General features: G+C 61.9%; 15 protein-coding genes and 1 tRNA gene. 13 read left to right on the forward strand and 3 right to left on the reverse strand.

Features of this window, described 5'->3' with window-relative positions; all coding sequences use genetic code 11:
• Positions 1-27 precede the first annotated feature (27 nt).
• A complete protein-coding gene (locus NK214_RS03020; RefSeq protein WP_146176709.1) occupies positions 28-318 on the forward strand; it encodes a hypothetical protein in 291 nt (96 codons plus the stop codon).
• A gap of 56 nt (positions 319-374) precedes the next feature.
• Positions 375-1,142, forward strand: a complete 768-nt coding sequence (locus NK214_RS03025) for a hypothetical protein (protein ID WP_253313732.1) — start codon at positions 375-377, stop codon at positions 1,140-1,142.
• Positions 1,143-1,201: 59 nt separating this feature from the next.
• Here NK214_RS03025 and NK214_RS03030 read toward each other — a convergent pair whose 3' ends face one another.
• Together NK214_RS03030 and NK214_RS03035 are read right to left on the reverse strand one after the other, a co-directional pair.
• Positions 1,202-1,750: an adenine phosphoribosyltransferase gene (locus NK214_RS03030; RefSeq protein WP_019103866.1), complete on the reverse strand. Its 549-nt coding sequence runs from the start codon at positions 1,748-1,750 to the stop codon at positions 1,202-1,204.
• A 103-nt stretch (positions 1,751-1,853) separates the two neighbouring features.
• Complete coding sequence (locus NK214_RS03035; protein WP_107800536.1) at positions 1,854-3,152, reverse strand: NCS2 family permease; 1,299 nt, start codon at positions 3,150-3,152, stop codon at positions 1,854-1,856.
• 163 nt (positions 3,153-3,315) lie between these two features.
• On the opposite strand from NK214_RS03035, the gene gmk reads away from it, so the two are divergent.
• From gmk to NK214_RS03090, 11 genes are all read left to right on the forward strand, one after another.
• On the forward strand, positions 3,316-3,942 hold the full coding sequence (gene gmk, locus NK214_RS03040; RefSeq protein WP_107800535.1) for a guanylate kinase: 627 nt from the start codon (positions 3,316-3,318) through the stop codon (positions 3,940-3,942).
• 118 nt (positions 3,943-4,060) lie between these two features.
• The gene (gene rpoZ / locus NK214_RS03045) at positions 4,061-4,267 is read left to right on the forward strand and encodes a DNA-directed RNA polymerase subunit omega (protein ID WP_019103869.1); all 207 of its coding nucleotides are present in this window, start codon (positions 4,061-4,063) and stop codon (positions 4,265-4,267) included.
• Between the two features lie 20 nt (positions 4,268-4,287).
• On the forward strand, positions 4,288-6,444 hold the full coding sequence (locus NK214_RS03050; protein ID WP_107800534.1) for a bifunctional (p)ppGpp synthetase/guanosine-3',5'-bis(diphosphate) 3'-pyrophosphohydrolase: 2,157 nt from the start codon (positions 4,288-4,290) through the stop codon (positions 6,442-6,444).
• Between the two features lies 1 nt (position 6,445).
• A complete protein-coding gene (gene thiS, locus NK214_RS03055; protein WP_253313733.1) occupies positions 6,446-6,649 on the forward strand; it encodes a sulfur carrier protein ThiS in 204 nt (67 codons plus the stop codon).
• Positions 6,650-6,675: 26 nt separating this feature from the next.
• Positions 6,676-7,470, forward strand: coding sequence for a thiazole synthase (locus NK214_RS03060; protein WP_199225925.1), 795 nt, complete (start codon positions 6,676-6,678; stop codon positions 7,468-7,470).
• A 129-nt stretch (positions 7,471-7,599) separates the two neighbouring features.
• On the forward strand, positions 7,600-7,812 hold the full coding sequence (rpsU, locus tag NK214_RS03065) for a 30S ribosomal protein S21 (RefSeq protein WP_039756346.1): 213 nt from the start codon (positions 7,600-7,602) through the stop codon (positions 7,810-7,812).
• Between the two features lie 189 nt (positions 7,813-8,001).
• Entirely contained in the window at positions 8,002-8,448 is a 447-nt protein-coding gene (locus NK214_RS03070) for a GatB/YqeY domain-containing protein (RefSeq protein ID WP_107800531.1), read from the forward strand.
• A gap of 45 nt (positions 8,449-8,493) precedes the next feature.
• Complete coding sequence (gene dnaG, locus NK214_RS03075; RefSeq protein WP_253313734.1) at positions 8,494-10,278, forward strand: DNA primase; 1,785 nt, start codon at positions 8,494-8,496, stop codon at positions 10,276-10,278.
• 165 nt (positions 10,279-10,443) lie between these two features.
• A complete protein-coding gene (gene rpoD / locus NK214_RS03080) occupies positions 10,444-12,375 on the forward strand; it encodes an RNA polymerase sigma factor RpoD (protein ID WP_107800529.1) in 1,932 nt (643 codons plus the stop codon).
• 111 nt (positions 12,376-12,486) lie between these two features.
• Positions 12,487-12,565: transfer RNA gene (locus NK214_RS03085), tRNA-Ile, on the forward strand.
• Between the two features lie 268 nt (positions 12,566-12,833).
• On the forward strand, positions 12,834-13,535 hold the full coding sequence (locus tag NK214_RS03090) for an FCD domain-containing protein (RefSeq protein WP_253313735.1): 702 nt from the start codon (positions 12,834-12,836) through the stop codon (positions 13,533-13,535).
• An 88-nt stretch (positions 13,536-13,623) separates the two neighbouring features.
• Here the strand turns inward: NK214_RS03090 and tyrS are convergent, their stop codons facing one another.
• Positions 13,624-14,898, reverse strand: coding sequence for a tyrosine--tRNA ligase (tyrS, locus tag NK214_RS03095; RefSeq protein WP_227104890.1), 1,275 nt, complete (start codon positions 14,896-14,898; stop codon positions 13,624-13,626).
• Between the last annotated feature and the right edge of the window lie 20 nt (positions 14,899-14,918).

A 14,918-nucleotide genomic window follows, 5' to 3' on the forward strand; every position in this document is an offset into this window, starting at 1 on the left:
GTTTTTGACCGGACTTGGGAGAGAAACATGAAACACGATGCATGCATTCAACAATTGCAGCTGACCATGGAGCGCTTGCCCGAAGCCGAGCTGCGCAAGATTCTCAGCGACTATCGCGAATACATTCGCGAGGCGGTGGCCGATCAGCGCAATGAGAGCCGCCTGATCGCCGCGTGGGCGGATTCGCGACGGACCGTTTCGATTCTTGCGCGCAAAGGCTCGCTGAGCGCTCAGTGGGCGCGGTTGGCCCGCCACGCGGTGGGTGGGATGGCGGCCGCTTGCGGTGTGATCGCGATGTACTGGTTGTTCATGCAGTGAGGAAAACCACCGCCGCCGGCCAAGGCGGCGGCTTCTACTTGGGAAAGGGGTGCGTGATGAGGCGTGGGATAGTGCGCTTGCTGGCATTGATGGGGCTGATGGGCGGCGGGGCGGCTTACGCGGCGGAAGCGCCGATTGAAAAGCTGGTGATCAACGGCGACGCGGCCGTGCTCAAGCTGAGCGCGGACGACAAGCGGCCGTATCAGCTGGACCTGAACAAAAGCAATTGGGACGCCAAGCAGTGCAGCGCCCTGGTGCGGCGCGCAGGCGGCGTGGTCACGATCACGGTCAAGCTCAACGACAAGCTGTTGGGCAGCAGTTGCGGGTTGGAGATCGCCGGCAATCTGAAGCCGGGCAAACAGGTGGAATTGGGGCTGGCTGCGGTCAAGGGGTCGATCCGCGGCGCGTATTCGGCGATCCGGGTGGACAGCCGGGCGGTGGATCTAACGATGGACGGCAAAGCCGCCAGCCTGTCCATGTCCGCCGACGCGATCAGGGCGCAGGCCAAGGGCGCTTACGACAAGCTGGCGCTCAAGGGGCAGGCGCTGACCTTGAGTTTCGAAGGCAGCAGCCGCGACATGGTTTTTGACGGCCAGGCGGTGAAGGCGAAGGTGAAGCTGACCGACGCCAAGCCCAGCGGCTCCTTGTCGCTGGACGCCACCACCGGCAAGTTGTCGCTGACGCTGCCCAAGTCCGCAACGCTGCAATACGAGGTGCGCGGCACGGCGGCCTCGGTGGACAGCAAGCTGCCCAGCACCGCCGGCGCGCCGCTGAAGCTGAGCGCGCGCGGCCAGGCGCTGAAAGTGGCGGTGGAGGCGGATTAAGACGCGGCCAAACAAAAACGGAGCCCGAGGGCTCCGTTCGCTTGGCCGACGAATCTGGCTCAGTAAGCGCAGACGGTGAACAACTCCAGGCCGCCGTCGCGCACCAGCTTGCCGCCGCCCAGTTCGGGCAGTTCGATGATGGCGGCGGCTTCCAGCACGTCGGCGCCCATGCGCTTCAGCAGCTTGTAGCCGGCCATCATGGTGCCGCCGGTGGCGACCAGATCGTCAATCAGGATGACGCGGTCGCCCGGCTTGCAGGCGTCGGTGTGCATTTCCACCGCGGCGTTGCCGTATTCCAGCTCGTACTCCTCCTCCACCGTGGTGAAGGGCAGCTTGCCGCGTTTGCGGATGGGCACGAAGCCTACGTTCAACTCGTAAGCCAGCACCGAACCGATGATGAAGCCGCGCGCGTCCAGGCCCGCCACCAGGTCCACTTTCTCCATCATGTAGCGATGCACATAGATGTCGATCAGCATGCGGAAGGTTTTGGGGTTCTGCAGCAGCGGGGTGATGTCGCGGAACATCACGCCTTGTTGCGGCCAGTTGGGCACAGTGCGGATCCAGCCTTTCAGATAGCTGGAGTAGTCGAGATTGCTAAGGTTTTCCATGGCCTTATTGTACTTCGAAATAAAGAGAGTCGCCGCGCGCCCCACAAGAAAAAGCCCGCCGCGCAGCGCGGCAGGCTAGGAGTCCGCATCAATTATTGACGTTTCAGTGGAAGAAAGCCAGCTTGAAGATCCACAGCGCGGCGATCACCAGTACCGGCGGCTTCAGGTCGGAGAAACGGCCGGCCAGAATCTTGATCACCGCGTAGCTGATGAAGCCGAAGGCGATGCCGTCGGCGATGGAGAAGGTGAAGGGCATCGCCAGCGCGGTCATCACCGCCGGCGCGGATTCGGTCAGATCGCTCCAGTCGATCTCGGCCAGGCCGCGCGCCATCAGCACCGCCACATAGCACAGCGCGGGCGCGGTGGCGTAGGCGGGCACGGTGGCGGCCAGCGGCGACAGCCACAGCGAGGCCAGGAACAGCAGCGCCACCACCATGGCGGTCAGGCCGGTGCGGCCGCCCACGGCGGTGCCGGCGGCGGACTCGACATAGGCGGTGGTGGACGAAGTGCCCATTACCGCGCCGGCGGTGATCGCCACCGAGTCGGCCAGCAGCGCGCGCTTCAGGCGCGGCAGCTTGCCGTCCTTGTCCAGCAGGCCGGCGCGGTGAGACACGCCCACCAGGGTGCCGGTGGTGTCGAACAGATCGACGAAGAAGAAGACGAAGATCACGCCGATCAGGCCGGCTTGCAAGGCGCCGGCGATATCCATCTGCATGAAGGTGGGCGCCATGCTCGGCACCGGCGCCACCACGCCCTTGAACGGAGACAGGCCCATGGCGATGGACAGCACCGTCACCACCAGGATGCCGATGATGATGGAGCCCGGCACCTTGCGGTATTCCAGCGCCACGATCAGGAAGAAGCCCAGAATGGCCAGCAGGGTGGTGGGCTTGTGGATGTCGCCCAGGGTCAGATAGGTTTCCGGATGTGGCGCGATCACGCCGGCGTTCTTCAGCGCGATGATGGCGAGGAACATGCCGACGCCGGCGGAAATGGCGAATTTCAGCGACTGCGGGATGGCGTTGACGATGGCCTCGCGCACGCGGAACAGGCTGACCGCCAGGAACACGATGCCGGAGATGAACACCGCGCCCAGCGCGGTTTCCCAGGACAGCCCCATGCCCTTGACCACGCTGAAGGTGAAGTAGGCGTTCAGGCCCATGCCCGGCGCCAGCGCAATCGGGTAATTGGCCACCAGGCCCATGATGGCGGTGCCCAGCGCCGCGGCCAGACAGGTGGCGACGAAGACGGCGTTCAGGTCCATGCCGGTGCTCGACAGGATCAGCGGGTTGACCAGGATGATGTAAGCCATGGTCAAGAAGGTGGTAAAGCCGGCGATGACTTCGGTCTTCACCGTGGTGCCGTTTTCTTTCAGCTTGAAGAAGCTGTCAAGGAATTGCATGGCGAAACGCGCTCCAAAGGAGATAGGTAGGAAAAAAACCAGCCATTTTATTCAGCCTGAAGAGATTTACCTAAATCTTGACGTGAAAATAACTTGGCGATTAACAGCCGGTACGCGCTTATGGTATTCTGGAGAATTACTCATTTGGCAGGAAGTACCTTTCATGAGCCAGCCAACCGGTAATATTTTTATCGTGGTCGCTCCTTCCGGCGCGGGGAAAACCTCGCTAGTGGCGGCCTTGCTCCAGGCGGAGCCGTCCGTGGAACTGTCCATTTCTTATAGCACGCGCGCGCCGCGCAAGGGCGAAGAGGACGGCAAGCATTACCACTTCGTCGATCAGGCCACGTTCAAGTCCATGATCGAACGCGGCGATTTCCTCGAGTACGCGGAAGTCTACGGCAACTACTACGGCACCAGCGCGCCGTGGATACGCAGCCGCCTGGCCGTGGGGCAGGACATTCTGCTGGAGATAGACTGGCAGGGCGCCGAGCAAGTGCGCAAGGTCTTCCCCGAGGCGATAGGCATTTTCATCGCGCCGCCGTCGATAGAAGAGCTGGAGCGCCGCCTGCGCGGACGCGCCACCGACAGCGAGGAAGTGATCCGCCGCCGGCTGGCTTCCGCCCGCGCCGAGATCGACAAGATCGCCGAATACGACTACATCGTGGTCAACGACGATTTCGAGCGCGCCCGCCTCGATCTGATCAGCGTCGTGCGCGCCAATCGGCTGCGCAGCGCCATCCAATGCCGCAAGCTGGCGACGATGCTGGCGCGGATGGGACAGACCGGCTGATCCGACCGTTTGTTGGTGAGTCGACTAAAATTTAGATATAGTGATCCCTCTGGGCGTTGCCGCGGCCGCAAGAACGGCGACCGACAACGCCCTTGGCAACTTTGAAGAAAGAAAGCACATGGCCCGTATTACTGTTGACGATTGCCTGGACCGCATCCAGAACCGTTTCGACCTGACCCTGGCCGCCGCCTACCGCGCGCGCCAAGTGGCTTCCGGCGCCAGCCCCTTCGTTGAAGCCGGCCGCCATAAGCCCACCGTCGTCGCGCTGCGCGAAATCGCCGCCGGCCACGTCGGCAAGGAAGTTCTGAGCCGCGGCAAAGCCTGATTGCAAGTGGGTGGTGGGTTATGGCAACCGGCATTGAGGATGAAATCGACTACGACGCCCTGATCGACAGCGAAGCGCAAGCGTTTTTCGAGTCTGTCGCGCGTTATCTCAAGCCGGAGGACGTCCAGCTGTTGCGGCAGGCTTTCGAAGTCAGCCGTGCGGCGCACGAAGGGCAGACCCGCAAGAGCGGCGAACCCTATATCACCCACCCGCTGGCGGTGGCCTGCATGTTGGCCGAGTGGCGGTTGGACGTGCAGGGCCTCGCCGCCGCCTTGCTGCACGATGTGCTGGAAGACACCGGCGTCACCAAGCCGACGCTGATCGAAAAGTTTGGCAAGATCATCGCCGATTTGGTGGACGGCCTCTCCAAGCTGGAGCGGCTGGAATACCAGACCAAGGAAACCGCGCAGGCGGAAAGCTTCCGCAAAATGGTGCTGGCGATGGCGCGCGACATCCGCGTCATCATCGTCAAGCTGGCGGACCGGCTGCACAATATGCGCACGCTGGATTCGATGCGCGAGGACAAGCGCCGCCGCATCGCGCTGGAAACCTTGGAAATCTACGCGCCGATCGCCAACCGCATCGGCCTGAACAAGGTTTACCGCGAACTCCAGGACCTGGCGTTCAAGCACCTGCACCCGCATCGCTACGGCGTGTTGTCCAAGGCGGTGCGCGCCGCGCGCGGCAATCGCCGCGAAGTGGTCACCAAGATCCTGCAATCCGTCAGCCAGAAGCTGGTGCAGAGCAATATCGAAGCCACGATCAAGGGGCGAGAGAAAAACCTCTACAGCATCTACAAGAAAATGCAGGAAAAACACCTGTCGTTTTCCGAGGTGCTGGACATCTACGGCTTCCGCGTCGTCGTCAACGACATTCCCGGCTGTTACCTGGCCCTGGGCGCGCTGCACAGCCTGTACAAGCCGATTCCCGGCAAATTCAAGGATTACATCGCCATTCCCAAGGGTAATGGCTATCAGAGTCTGCACACCACCTTGTTCGGCCCCTACGGCACGCCGGTGGAGATGCAGATCCGCACCCGCGAAATGAATAGCGTGGCCGAGGCCGGCGTGGCCTCGCACTGGATGTACAAGAGCGGCGACGGCGTCAACACCGCGCAGCAGCGCACCCACCAGTGGCTGCAAAAAATCATGGACATGCAGGAGGAGAGCGACGATCCGGTCGAATTCCTCGAGCACATCAAGATCGATCTGTTCCCGGACGAAGTCTACGTGTTCACGCCCAAGGGCAAGATCATGGTGATGCCGCAGGGCGCGACCCCGGTGGACTTCGCCTACGCGGTGCACACTGACATCGGTCACCGCTGCATCGCCGCGCGCGTCAATCACGCGCTGGTGCCGCTGCGCACCGTGCTGCGCAACGGCGACACCGTGGAAATCATCACCTCCACCCAGGCCAAGCCCAATCCGTCCTGGCTGACCTTCGTGCAGAGCGGCCGCGCGCGTTCTGGCATCCGCAACTACCTGAAGAGTTTGCAGCAGGAAGAAGCGGTCGGCCTGGGTGAGAAGCTGCTCAAGCAGGCGATAGGCGCGCTGGCGGTAACGCCGCTGGCCTTGAGCGAGGAGCTGTGGGTGGAGTATCTGGCCGCTTTCGGCGAGAAGCTCGCCTCGCAGCAGGACGTGCTGGCCGACATCGGCGCCGGCAAGCTGATGCCCATCGTGGTGGCGCGCCGGCTGCTGGAGCTGGCCGGCGAGCGCTTGGGCGAGGAAGTGAAAGTGGGGCCGGTGACCATACGCGGCAACGAGGGCGGCATGGTGCAGCTGTCGCCGTGCTGCAACCCGCTGCCGGGCGACGACATTTTGGGCGTCATCACCAAGGGCCAGGGCCTGGTCATCCACCGCAAGGGCTGCCCGAACGCGCGGCGGGCGGATCACGACAAGCTGCTGGACGTCAATTGGGAAGCGCAGCGCGACCGCATGTTCGGCGTCACCGTCGGCGTGCTGTCCCGCAATGAGCGCGGCGCGCTGGCCGACATCGCCACCGCGATTTCCCAGGCCTCGGCCAATATCGAAAGCGCCGACACCCAGGACAGCAGCCGCGACGGCGACGGCCTGTTCAACATCCACTTCCGCTTGCAGGTGGAGGGCGTCGAGCATCTGGAGCGCGTGCTGAGCGCCATCCGCGTGCTGCCGGTGGTGCAGCGCGTGCAAAGGAGATGAGATGCTGAAACTCAAGATCAACGGCGAGGGCCGCGAACTGAGCGGCGTCGCCAATGTGGCCGAGCTGGTGGCGGCGCTGGGCCTTGTCGGCAAGCGCGTGGCGCTGGAAAAGAATGGCGAGATCGTGCCGCGCAGCCAGTATCCGGCCACCGGGCTGGCCGACGGCGACGAACTCGAAATCGTGGTGGCCGTCGGCGGAGGCTGAGCGGCAAAGCTGATAGAGGTGCAGGAGTGGCGGATCAACTGATCATCGCAGGCAAGGCTTACAATTCGCGTTTGCTGGTGGGAACCGGCAAGTATCGGGATTTTGAGGAAACGGCCCGGGCGCTGGACGCGTCGGGAACGGAAATCGTCACCGTCGCCATTCGTCGCGTCAACCTGGGTCAGAATGCCGGCGAACCCAATTTGCTGGACTTTTTGCCGAAAAACCGGTATAACCTTCTCCCCAATACGGCGGGGTGTTATTCCGCCGACGACGCCATTCGCACTTTGCGCCTGGCCAGAGAGCTTCTGGACGACCATCGTCTGGTCAAACTGGAAGTGCTGGGCGATCCGAATACCTTGTTCCCCAACGTCAAGGAAACCCTGAAAGCGGCCGAAGTGCTGGTGGCCGAAGGTTTCGACGTGATGGTGTACACCTCGGACGATCCCATCATCGCCCGGGAGCTGGAGCAAATGGGCTGCTGCGCCATCATGCCGCTGGCCAGCCTGATCGGCTCCGGGATGGGGATTCTGAATCCGTGGAATTTGAAGTTGATTATCGAGCAGTCCAAGGTTCCCGTGCTGGTTGACGCCGGCGTCGGCACCGCGTCCGACGCGGCGATCGCGATGGAACTGGGCTGTGATGGCGTGCTGATGAACACCGCGATTGCCGCCGCGCAACAACCGGTGTTGATGGCCCACGCCATGAAACAGGCTGTAGAAGCAGGCCGATCGGCATATCTTGCCGGCCGGATGCCGAAACGTTTTTATAGTGCAGTACCTAGTTCTCCTAGTGAGGGGGTGATTTCTTCCGTCAAGCCGTGATGCGTAAAGCGCCACAGATTGCTTGGTCGGAACGCTTCAGACTTTTCCAAACCGCGTAAGATTGTTAAAATGCTGTTTTTTATAGCTCCAGCCACGTCTGGACGCTAGGAACTAAGGATACTAGATTCAATGCCGAACATTCGCGTTAAAGAGAACGAGCCGTTTGAAGTTGCAATGCGTCGCTTCAAGCGCGCGGTGGAAAAAACCGGTCTGCTGACCGAACTGCGCGCCCGCGAGTTCTACGAAAAACCGACTGCCGAGCGCAAGCGCAAGCACGCAGCTGCCGTTAAGCGCCACTACAAGCGCATCCGCAGCCAAATGCTGCCGCCGAAACTCTACTAAGAGTTCGTCTGGTCAGTAAGCAGGACCGCAGGCTTAGCCTGCGGTTTTGCCATTTGTAGTTCCCCGTTTGCAGACTCTGACGGCATGGGTTTTGAACGATTCAAAACCAATGTCATCAGGGTTTGACTCTCTCTAAAGTGCGCGCTCGCCGCCGGCGACGAGTGGCGGTCATCTTCCGGAAAGCAAGCAATGAGCCTCAAACAGCGAATCAGCGACGACATGAAATCTGCAATGAAAGCGCGGGAAAGCGACAAGCTGGCGGCCATCCGCCTGTTGCTGGCGGCCATCAAGCAGAAGGAAGTGGACGAGCGCGTGGAGCTGGACGACGCCGGCGTGGTCGCCGTCATCGACAAGATGCTCAAGCAGCGCCGCGATTCGGTCAGCCAGTACGAGGCGGCTCAGCGTCAGGATTTGGCCGACAAGGAAAAATTCGAGATGGACGTGCTGATGGCCTATATGCCGCAGCAATTGTCCGCCGGAGAGATTGATGCGCTGGTGGCCAAGGCCGTCGCCGACAGCGGCGCCGCCGGCATGCAGGACATGGGCAAGGTGATGGGGCTGTTGCGGCCGCAATTGGCCGGCCGCGCCGATATGGCGCAGGTTTCCGCCTCCATCAAGGCCAAGCTGGCCGGCTAGCCGGCTTCGGGCCGCGTGTGCGGCCCGCGCCATCGGTGACCTTGTTTGATCCCTCAGGATTTTGTCGATCAGTTATTGTCCCGCGTCGATATCGTCGACGTGGTGGACCGTTACGTCCCCTTGAAAAAGGGCGGCCAGAACTATCTGGCCTGCTGCCCGTTTCATAAGGAAAAGTCGCCGTCGTTCACGGTGAGCCCGTCCAAGCAGTTCTATCACTGCTTTGGCTGCGGCGCTCACGGCTCGGCCATCGGCTTCGTGATGGAATACCAGGGGCTGGGCTTCGTCGACGCGGTGAAGCTGCTGGCCGAAGGCATCGGCATGCAGGTGCCGGACAGCCGCGCCCACGCCAACCCGGAAGCCAGCCGCGCCGCGCGCGAGCGCAAGCTGTCGCTGGAACAAATGATGCAGATGGCGGCAGGCTACTACAAACAGCAGCTGAAGTCCGCGCCCAACGCCATTTCCTATCTGAAAGGCCGGGGTTTGAGCGGCGAAGTGGCCGGCCGCTTCGGTCTTGGCTTCGCGCCGGACGGCTGGCAGAACCTGGAAGCGGTGTTTCCGGACTACCAGGACGACAAGCTGGTGGATACCGGCCTGGTCATCGTCAATGAAGAGAAGGGCCAGCGTTACGACCGCTTTCGCGATCGGGTGATGTTCCCCATCCGCAACCAGCGCGGCGCCATCATCGGCTTCGGCGGCCGGGTGATGGGCAAGGGCGAGCCCAAGTATCTGAATTCGCCGGAAACGCCCTTGTTCGAGAAGGGCCGGGAGTTGTACGGCCTTTACGAAGCGCGGCAGGCGATACGGGATAAAAACCGCGTGCTGGTGGTCGAAGGCTATATGGACGTGGTGGCGCTGGCTCAGTTCGGCGTCGCTTACGCGGTGGCCACGCTGGGCACCGCCACCACCGGCGAGCACGCGCGCAAGCTGATGCGCCACGCGGACCAGGTGTACTTCTGCTTCGACGGCGACAAGGCCGGTCAAAAAGCGGCTTGGCGCGCGCTGGAAAACAGCCTGCCGCAATTGCAGGACGGCAAGGCGCTGAACTTTCTGTTCCTGCCGCAGGAGCATGATCCGGACAGCTATATCCGCGAGTTCGGCGCAGAGGCCTTTGAAAAAGTATTGGAAGAGCAGAGCCTGCCTCTGTCCGTTTACTTCACCCGCGAGCTGTGTCGCGAGGTGAACCTGACCACGCCGGAAGGCAAGGCCGATCTGATCCGTCAGGCCGCCCCCCTTCTGGCGCAGATTGCCGCTCCGGCACTGGGCTTCATCATCAAGAAAAGACTGGCGGAACTTGCCGGTGTGGATGTCGACGAATTCGACATGTTGACGACGGGCCAAAGGAAGTCGGAGCGCAAAGGCAAGCGGGAGCACCGTTTGCCGGAGGTATCGCATCGTCCGCAACAGTCCTCCATGGTGACGCGCCTGATCAAATGGCTGCTGTTGAATCCTGGTTGGGCTGGCGATGTGCGCTTGCCGGACAGCATGGCGCTGTCCGACGAGCTTGCCTGTTTTGCCATGTTGGCCGAATGCGTGCAAGGGCACGACCAGCCGCCGAATACGGCGCAATTGATGGAAAGCCTGCGTGGCACTCCATATGAAGGGCTGGTGGATAGTGTTCTGCAGCAGGTCATGCAGGATCCGGATGAGTTCGCCGATCCCAGCGAGGAAGATAGGCAGCAGTTTCAGGACGGCGCGGCCAAGCTCCTGAAAATGCTGCATCAAACTCAGGTGGAGCGGCTAAAACAAAAGGACCGGAACGAAGGCCTGACTCCGGAAGAAGTCAGATTGCTAGGGGAATTGCTGCGGGATTTGCTGACGCCAAACGCTTGACGACGTCGCCGCCCCGGCAGATCGCAGAGTGGTCTGGCGTACGCGCCGGACTGCCGAAAGCGATGCCGCGGCGGTAGAAAGCGCCCCGCAGGGCTACACAAACAGCGTTATTTGCTTGTGTTATTATCAACTGTTTTTTTCGGCTTATTTCAAGCAGGAAGCGAAATGGCGGCCTCTCCCGAAAATCAAAAAGACGTGCAGGAAAACGAAACCGAAGTGATGAGCCTGGAAGAGCAGCGTAAACGCCTGCGCCAGCTGATCGCCTTGGGCAAGGAGCGTGGGTATCTGACCTACGCGGAAATCAACGACCACCTGCCGGAAGACGTGTCCGACGCAGAGCAGATCGAAAACATCGTCACGATGATTTCCGGTCTGGGCATCCAGGTTTACGACGAGGCGCCGGATGCGGACACGCTGCTGATGTCCGACGCCACCCCGCCGGTGGCCGACGAAGACGCCGTGGAAGAAGCCGAAGCGGCGCTGTCCTCGGTGGATTCCGAATTTGGCCGCACCACGGACCCGGTGCGCATGTATATGCGCGAAATGGGCTCGGTGGAGCTGCTGACCCGCGAAGGCGAGATCGAAATCGCCAAGCGGATCGAAGACGGCCTGAAGTACATGATCCAGGCGATTTCGGCTTGTCCGGGCACCATCGCCGAAGTGCTGGAGCTGGTTGAGCGCGTCGGTCGCGACGAAGTGCGCGTGGACGAAGTGGTTGACGGCTTCATCGATCTGAACGCGCCGTCCGAAGAGGACGCCGCGTTCGCCGAGCCGGCGGACGAGGACGAGTTGCTTGAAGCCGAGGCCGAAGAGGAAGACGAGAGCGAGGACGAGGACGGCGACGCCGCCGACGCCGCCGGCGTCAACCTGGAAGAGCTGAAGCAGCAGGCGCTGGAGCACTTCACCGGCGTGCGCATGTTGTTCGACAAGATGGTCAAGGTGCTGTCCGTCAAGGGCGCGCAGAGCAAGGAATACCTGGAGCTGCAGGACGCGATCACCACCGAGTTCATGCTGGTGCGCTTCTCCACCCGCCAGGTGGAAAGCCTGTGCGACTCGCTGCGCAGCCGCGTCAACGAAATCCGCACTTACGAACGCGACATCCAGGATATCTGTGTCAGCCGCGTGCGCATGGAGCGCGCCCACTTCATCAAGGTGTTCCCGGGCAACGAGACCAATCTTGACTGGGTGGAAGACGAAATCCATTCCGGTAAGGCCTGGGCGGAAGCTTTGACCCGCTTCAAATACGCGATCATCGAAAAGCAGACCAAGCTTTCCGAGCTGCAGGATCGCGCGATGCTGCCGATCAAGGCGCTGAAGGAAATCAACCGCCAGATGTCGGCGGGCGAGTCTAAGGCGCGCCGCGCCAAGAAAGAGATGATCGAGGCCAACTTGCGCCTGGTGATCTCCATCGCCAAGAAGTACACCAACCGCGGTTTGCAATTCCTCGATCTGATCCAGGAAGGCAATATCGGTTTGATGAAGGCCGTGGACAAGTTCGAATACCGCCGCGGCTACAAGTTTTCGACCTACGCCACCTGGTGGATTCGCCAGGCGATCACCCGCTCCATCGCGGACCAGGCGCGCACCATCCGCATCCCGGTGCACATGATCGAGACCATCAACAAGATGAACCGCATCAGCCGTCAGATTCTGCAGGAAACCGGCCACGAGCCGGATCCGGCCGAGTTGGCGGAAAAGATGGAGATGCCGGAAGAGAAGATTCGCAAGATCATGAAGATTTCCAAGGAGCCCATCTCCATGGAAACCCCGATCGGCGACGACGACGATTCCCATCTTGGCGATTTCATCGAGGACCAGAACAACCTGGCGCCGTCCGACGCTGCGATGTATTCCAGCCTGAAGGACGCCACCAAGGAAGTGCTGGACACGCTGACGCCGCGCGAAGCCAAGGTGCTGCGCATGCGCTTCGGCATCGATATGAACACCGACCACACGCTGGAAGAAGTGGGCAAGCAGTTCGACGTGACCCGCGAGCGCATCCGCCAGATCGAAGCCAAGGCCTTGCGCAAGCTGCGTCATCCGACCCGTTCGGAACGCCTGCGCAGTTTCCTGGACAACGAGCCGGGCGGTCAGTGATCGGATCGCGAGACCGGGTCTAGGCCGATGGCCTGAGCCGGATGAAAACCCCAGGCCGTCAGAATTCGACGCTTGGGGTTTTGCTTTTTGGCTGTTATAATGCGCTGCTCTGGGCCTCTAGCTCATGCTTGGTTAGAGCAGCGGACTCATAATCCGTTGGTGCGGGGTTCGACTCCCCGGGGGCCCACCAAGACTCCCGCGCAGCATGCGGCGGCGCTTGGCACATTGATATCGGAAGCCGACGCTCAAGTCGGCTTTTTTGTTGCGGCGGCCGCGTCGCCGCGGCCTCCCTATCCGCCTTTTCTTTGGGGTTTCCCCGCCCGATCTCCATGCCGGAGAGACGTAGCTTTTAGCTATTTCCCTGCTATGCCGATGGGGAAAATCAATATGCTGCGCTATTTTAAGTTACTATCTAGCGTTTCGCGCATCATTGCGCGCTCTCATGTGGAAAAGACCGAATGCCCCAGAAGGAAAAAAAGGCGGCAAGCAGCAACGCCACATTGGCCGACAAGGTATTCCAGGAGTTGCGGCGGGACATTCTGCTGGGCGTGTACCGCCCGTCGCAGAAGCTGCTATTGCATGATCTCAAGGCGTGCTACGACGCCGGCGGCTCGCCGATCCGCGAGGCGCTGCTGCGCCTGAGCTGGTGCAAATACGTGGTGATGGAGCCGCAGCGCGGCTTTTGGGTGGCGCCGATTTCCCACCATGAGCTTTACGACATCCTGCTGGTGCGCCGAGTGCTGGCGGAGGAGGCGGTGCGCCGTTCTCTGGCGCAGGGCGACGAGGCGTGGGAGCTGGAGGTGTTGGCCAGCTACCACCGCTTGAGCCGGATAGATCTGAACGACGTGAATGTGGATTTGCAGGACTGGGCGGACCGCCACATGGCGTTTCACCTGGCCATCATCAGCGGCAGCCACTCGCCGGTGATTGTGGAGGTGATGGAGTCCTTGTACAACCGCTTGGAGCGCTATCGGCACATCTGGTTCGACCCGGCCTTGCCGACCTCCAAGCGCTATAGCGACGAGGGCGAGCATCAGGCCATCATGCAGGCGGTGCTGGCCAGAGACGCGGACCGGACGCTGCAATTGCTGGATCAGCATTATTCCCACGTGATGCAGGTGGTGGAAGGCCTGAGCACAGAGGCTTTTCTGCCCCGCTAGCCTATCCAACCGGCTGCCCCGCCCATGCGCGCTTGGGCGGCCGGACGGGGCGAGCCCGGCGCTTCAGCGCCCGGGCCGTTTCACGCGTTTACTCCCAAATCAACAGACAGTACTGTTTCTTGCCGCGTCGCAACAGCGTGTAGCGCTGATGAAGGTGGTCGGCCTGCTCCAGGCGCGCGTCCAACGCGTCCGCTCTGGCGCCGTTGACGCTGACGGCGCCGCTTTGCAGCAGCGTGCGGGCCTCGCTTTTGGACGCGGCCAGGCCGCTGGCCGCCAAGGCGTCGACCAAGGGCGTGGACTGCCGCGGCAAGGCCAGCCGGGGCATGCCGTCTTGCGCCAGTTGGGCGAAGTCCGCGGCGCCGAGCCGCTCCACATCGTTGTCGAACAGGCTGAGGGTGATGCGCTGGGCGGCGGCGAGCGCGGCCGGACCGTGAACCAGCTCGGTCACTTGTTCGGCCAGGATGCGTTGCGCCCGCGGCTTGCCGCCGGACGCGCGGTCCTCGGCCTCGATGACCTCGATCTCCTCGTTGGACAAAAAGGTGAAGTAGCGCAGGAAGCGGTAGACGTCGGCGTCGGCCGCGCCCAGCCAGAACTGGTAGAAGGCGTAGGGCGAGCACTTGCTCGGGTCCAGCCACACCGCGTTGCCTTCGCTTTTGCCGAACTTGGTGCCGTCGCTATTGGTGATCAAGGGCATGGTCAGGCCGAAGGCCTGTTGCTGGGTCACCCGTCTGACCAGGTCGACGCCGGCGGTGATATTGCCCCATTGATCGGAACCGCCGATCTGCAGTTTGCAGCCGAAGCGGCGGTTCAGCTCCACGAAGTCGTGGCTCTGGAGCAGGCTGTAGGCAAACTCGGTGAAGGAAATGCCGACATCGTCGCGGTTGATCCGCTGCTGCACCGACTCCTTCTTGATCATGGCGTTGACCGAGAAATGCTTGCCGACGTCGCGCAGGAAGTCCAGCGCGCTCATCTGGGCGAACCAATCGTGGTTGTTGGCCATCAGGGCGGCGTTGTCGCCTTCGAAACTGAGGAAGGGTTCCACCTGGCGGCGGATCTTGTCCACCCAGCCGGCCACCACGTCCGAGGTGTTGAGTTTGCGCTCGCTGGCCTTGAAGCTGGGGTCGCCTATCATGCCGGTGGCGCCGCCGACCAGGGCGATAGGGCGGTGCCCGGCCATCTGGAAGCGCTTGAGCAACAGCAGCGGCACCAGGTGGCCGAGGTGCAGGCTGTCGGCGGTGGGGTCGAAACCGCAGTACAGGGTGACCGTTTCCCGGGACAGCAGCGCGTCGAGCGCGTCCGCGTCGGTGGCCTGCGAGATCAGGCCGCGTTGCTGCAGATCCCGGATCAGGGTCGATTGCTTCATTTCGTTTACCTCCATGATTG

The sequence above is a fragment of the Chromobacterium sp. S0633 genome (assembly GCF_024158805.1).
Taxonomy (GTDB): Bacteria; Pseudomonadota; Gammaproteobacteria; order Burkholderiales; family Chromobacteriaceae; genus Chromobacterium.

Coding starts and splice junctions, on each gene's coding strand:
- NK214_RS03020 (WP_146176709.1), top strand. CDS start 28: ATGAAACACGATGCATGCATTCAACAATTGCAGCTGACCATGGAGCGC.
- NK214_RS03025 (WP_253313732.1), top strand. CDS start 375: ATGAGGCGTGGGATAGTGCGCTTGCTGGCATTGATGGGGCTGATGGGC.
- NK214_RS03030 (WP_019103866.1), bottom strand. CDS start 1,750: ATGGAAAACCTTAGCAATCTCGACTACTCCAGCTATCTGAAAGGCTGG.
- NK214_RS03035 (WP_107800536.1), bottom strand. CDS start 3,152: ATGCAATTCCTTGACAGCTTCTTCAAGCTGAAAGAAAACGGCACCACG.
- gmk (WP_107800535.1), top strand. CDS start 3,316: ATGAGCCAGCCAACCGGTAATATTTTTATCGTGGTCGCTCCTTCCGGC.
- rpoZ (WP_019103869.1), top strand. CDS start 4,061: ATGGCCCGTATTACTGTTGACGATTGCCTGGACCGCATCCAGAACCGT.
- NK214_RS03050 (WP_107800534.1), top strand. CDS start 4,288: ATGGCAACCGGCATTGAGGATGAAATCGACTACGACGCCCTGATCGAC.
- thiS (WP_253313733.1), top strand. CDS start 6,446: ATGCTGAAACTCAAGATCAACGGCGAGGGCCGCGAACTGAGCGGCGTC.
- rpsU (WP_039756346.1), top strand. CDS start 7,600: ATGCCGAACATTCGCGTTAAAGAGAACGAGCCGTTTGAAGTTGCAATG.
- NK214_RS03070 (WP_107800531.1), top strand. CDS start 8,002: ATGAGCCTCAAACAGCGAATCAGCGACGACATGAAATCTGCAATGAAA.
- rpoD (WP_107800529.1), top strand. CDS start 10,444: ATGGCGGCCTCTCCCGAAAATCAAAAAGACGTGCAGGAAAACGAAACC.
- NK214_RS03090 (WP_253313735.1), top strand. CDS start 12,834: ATGCCCCAGAAGGAAAAAAAGGCGGCAAGCAGCAACGCCACATTGGCC.
- tyrS (WP_227104890.1), bottom strand. CDS start 14,898: ATGAAGCAATCGACCCTGATCCGGGATCTGCAGCAACGCGGCCTGATC.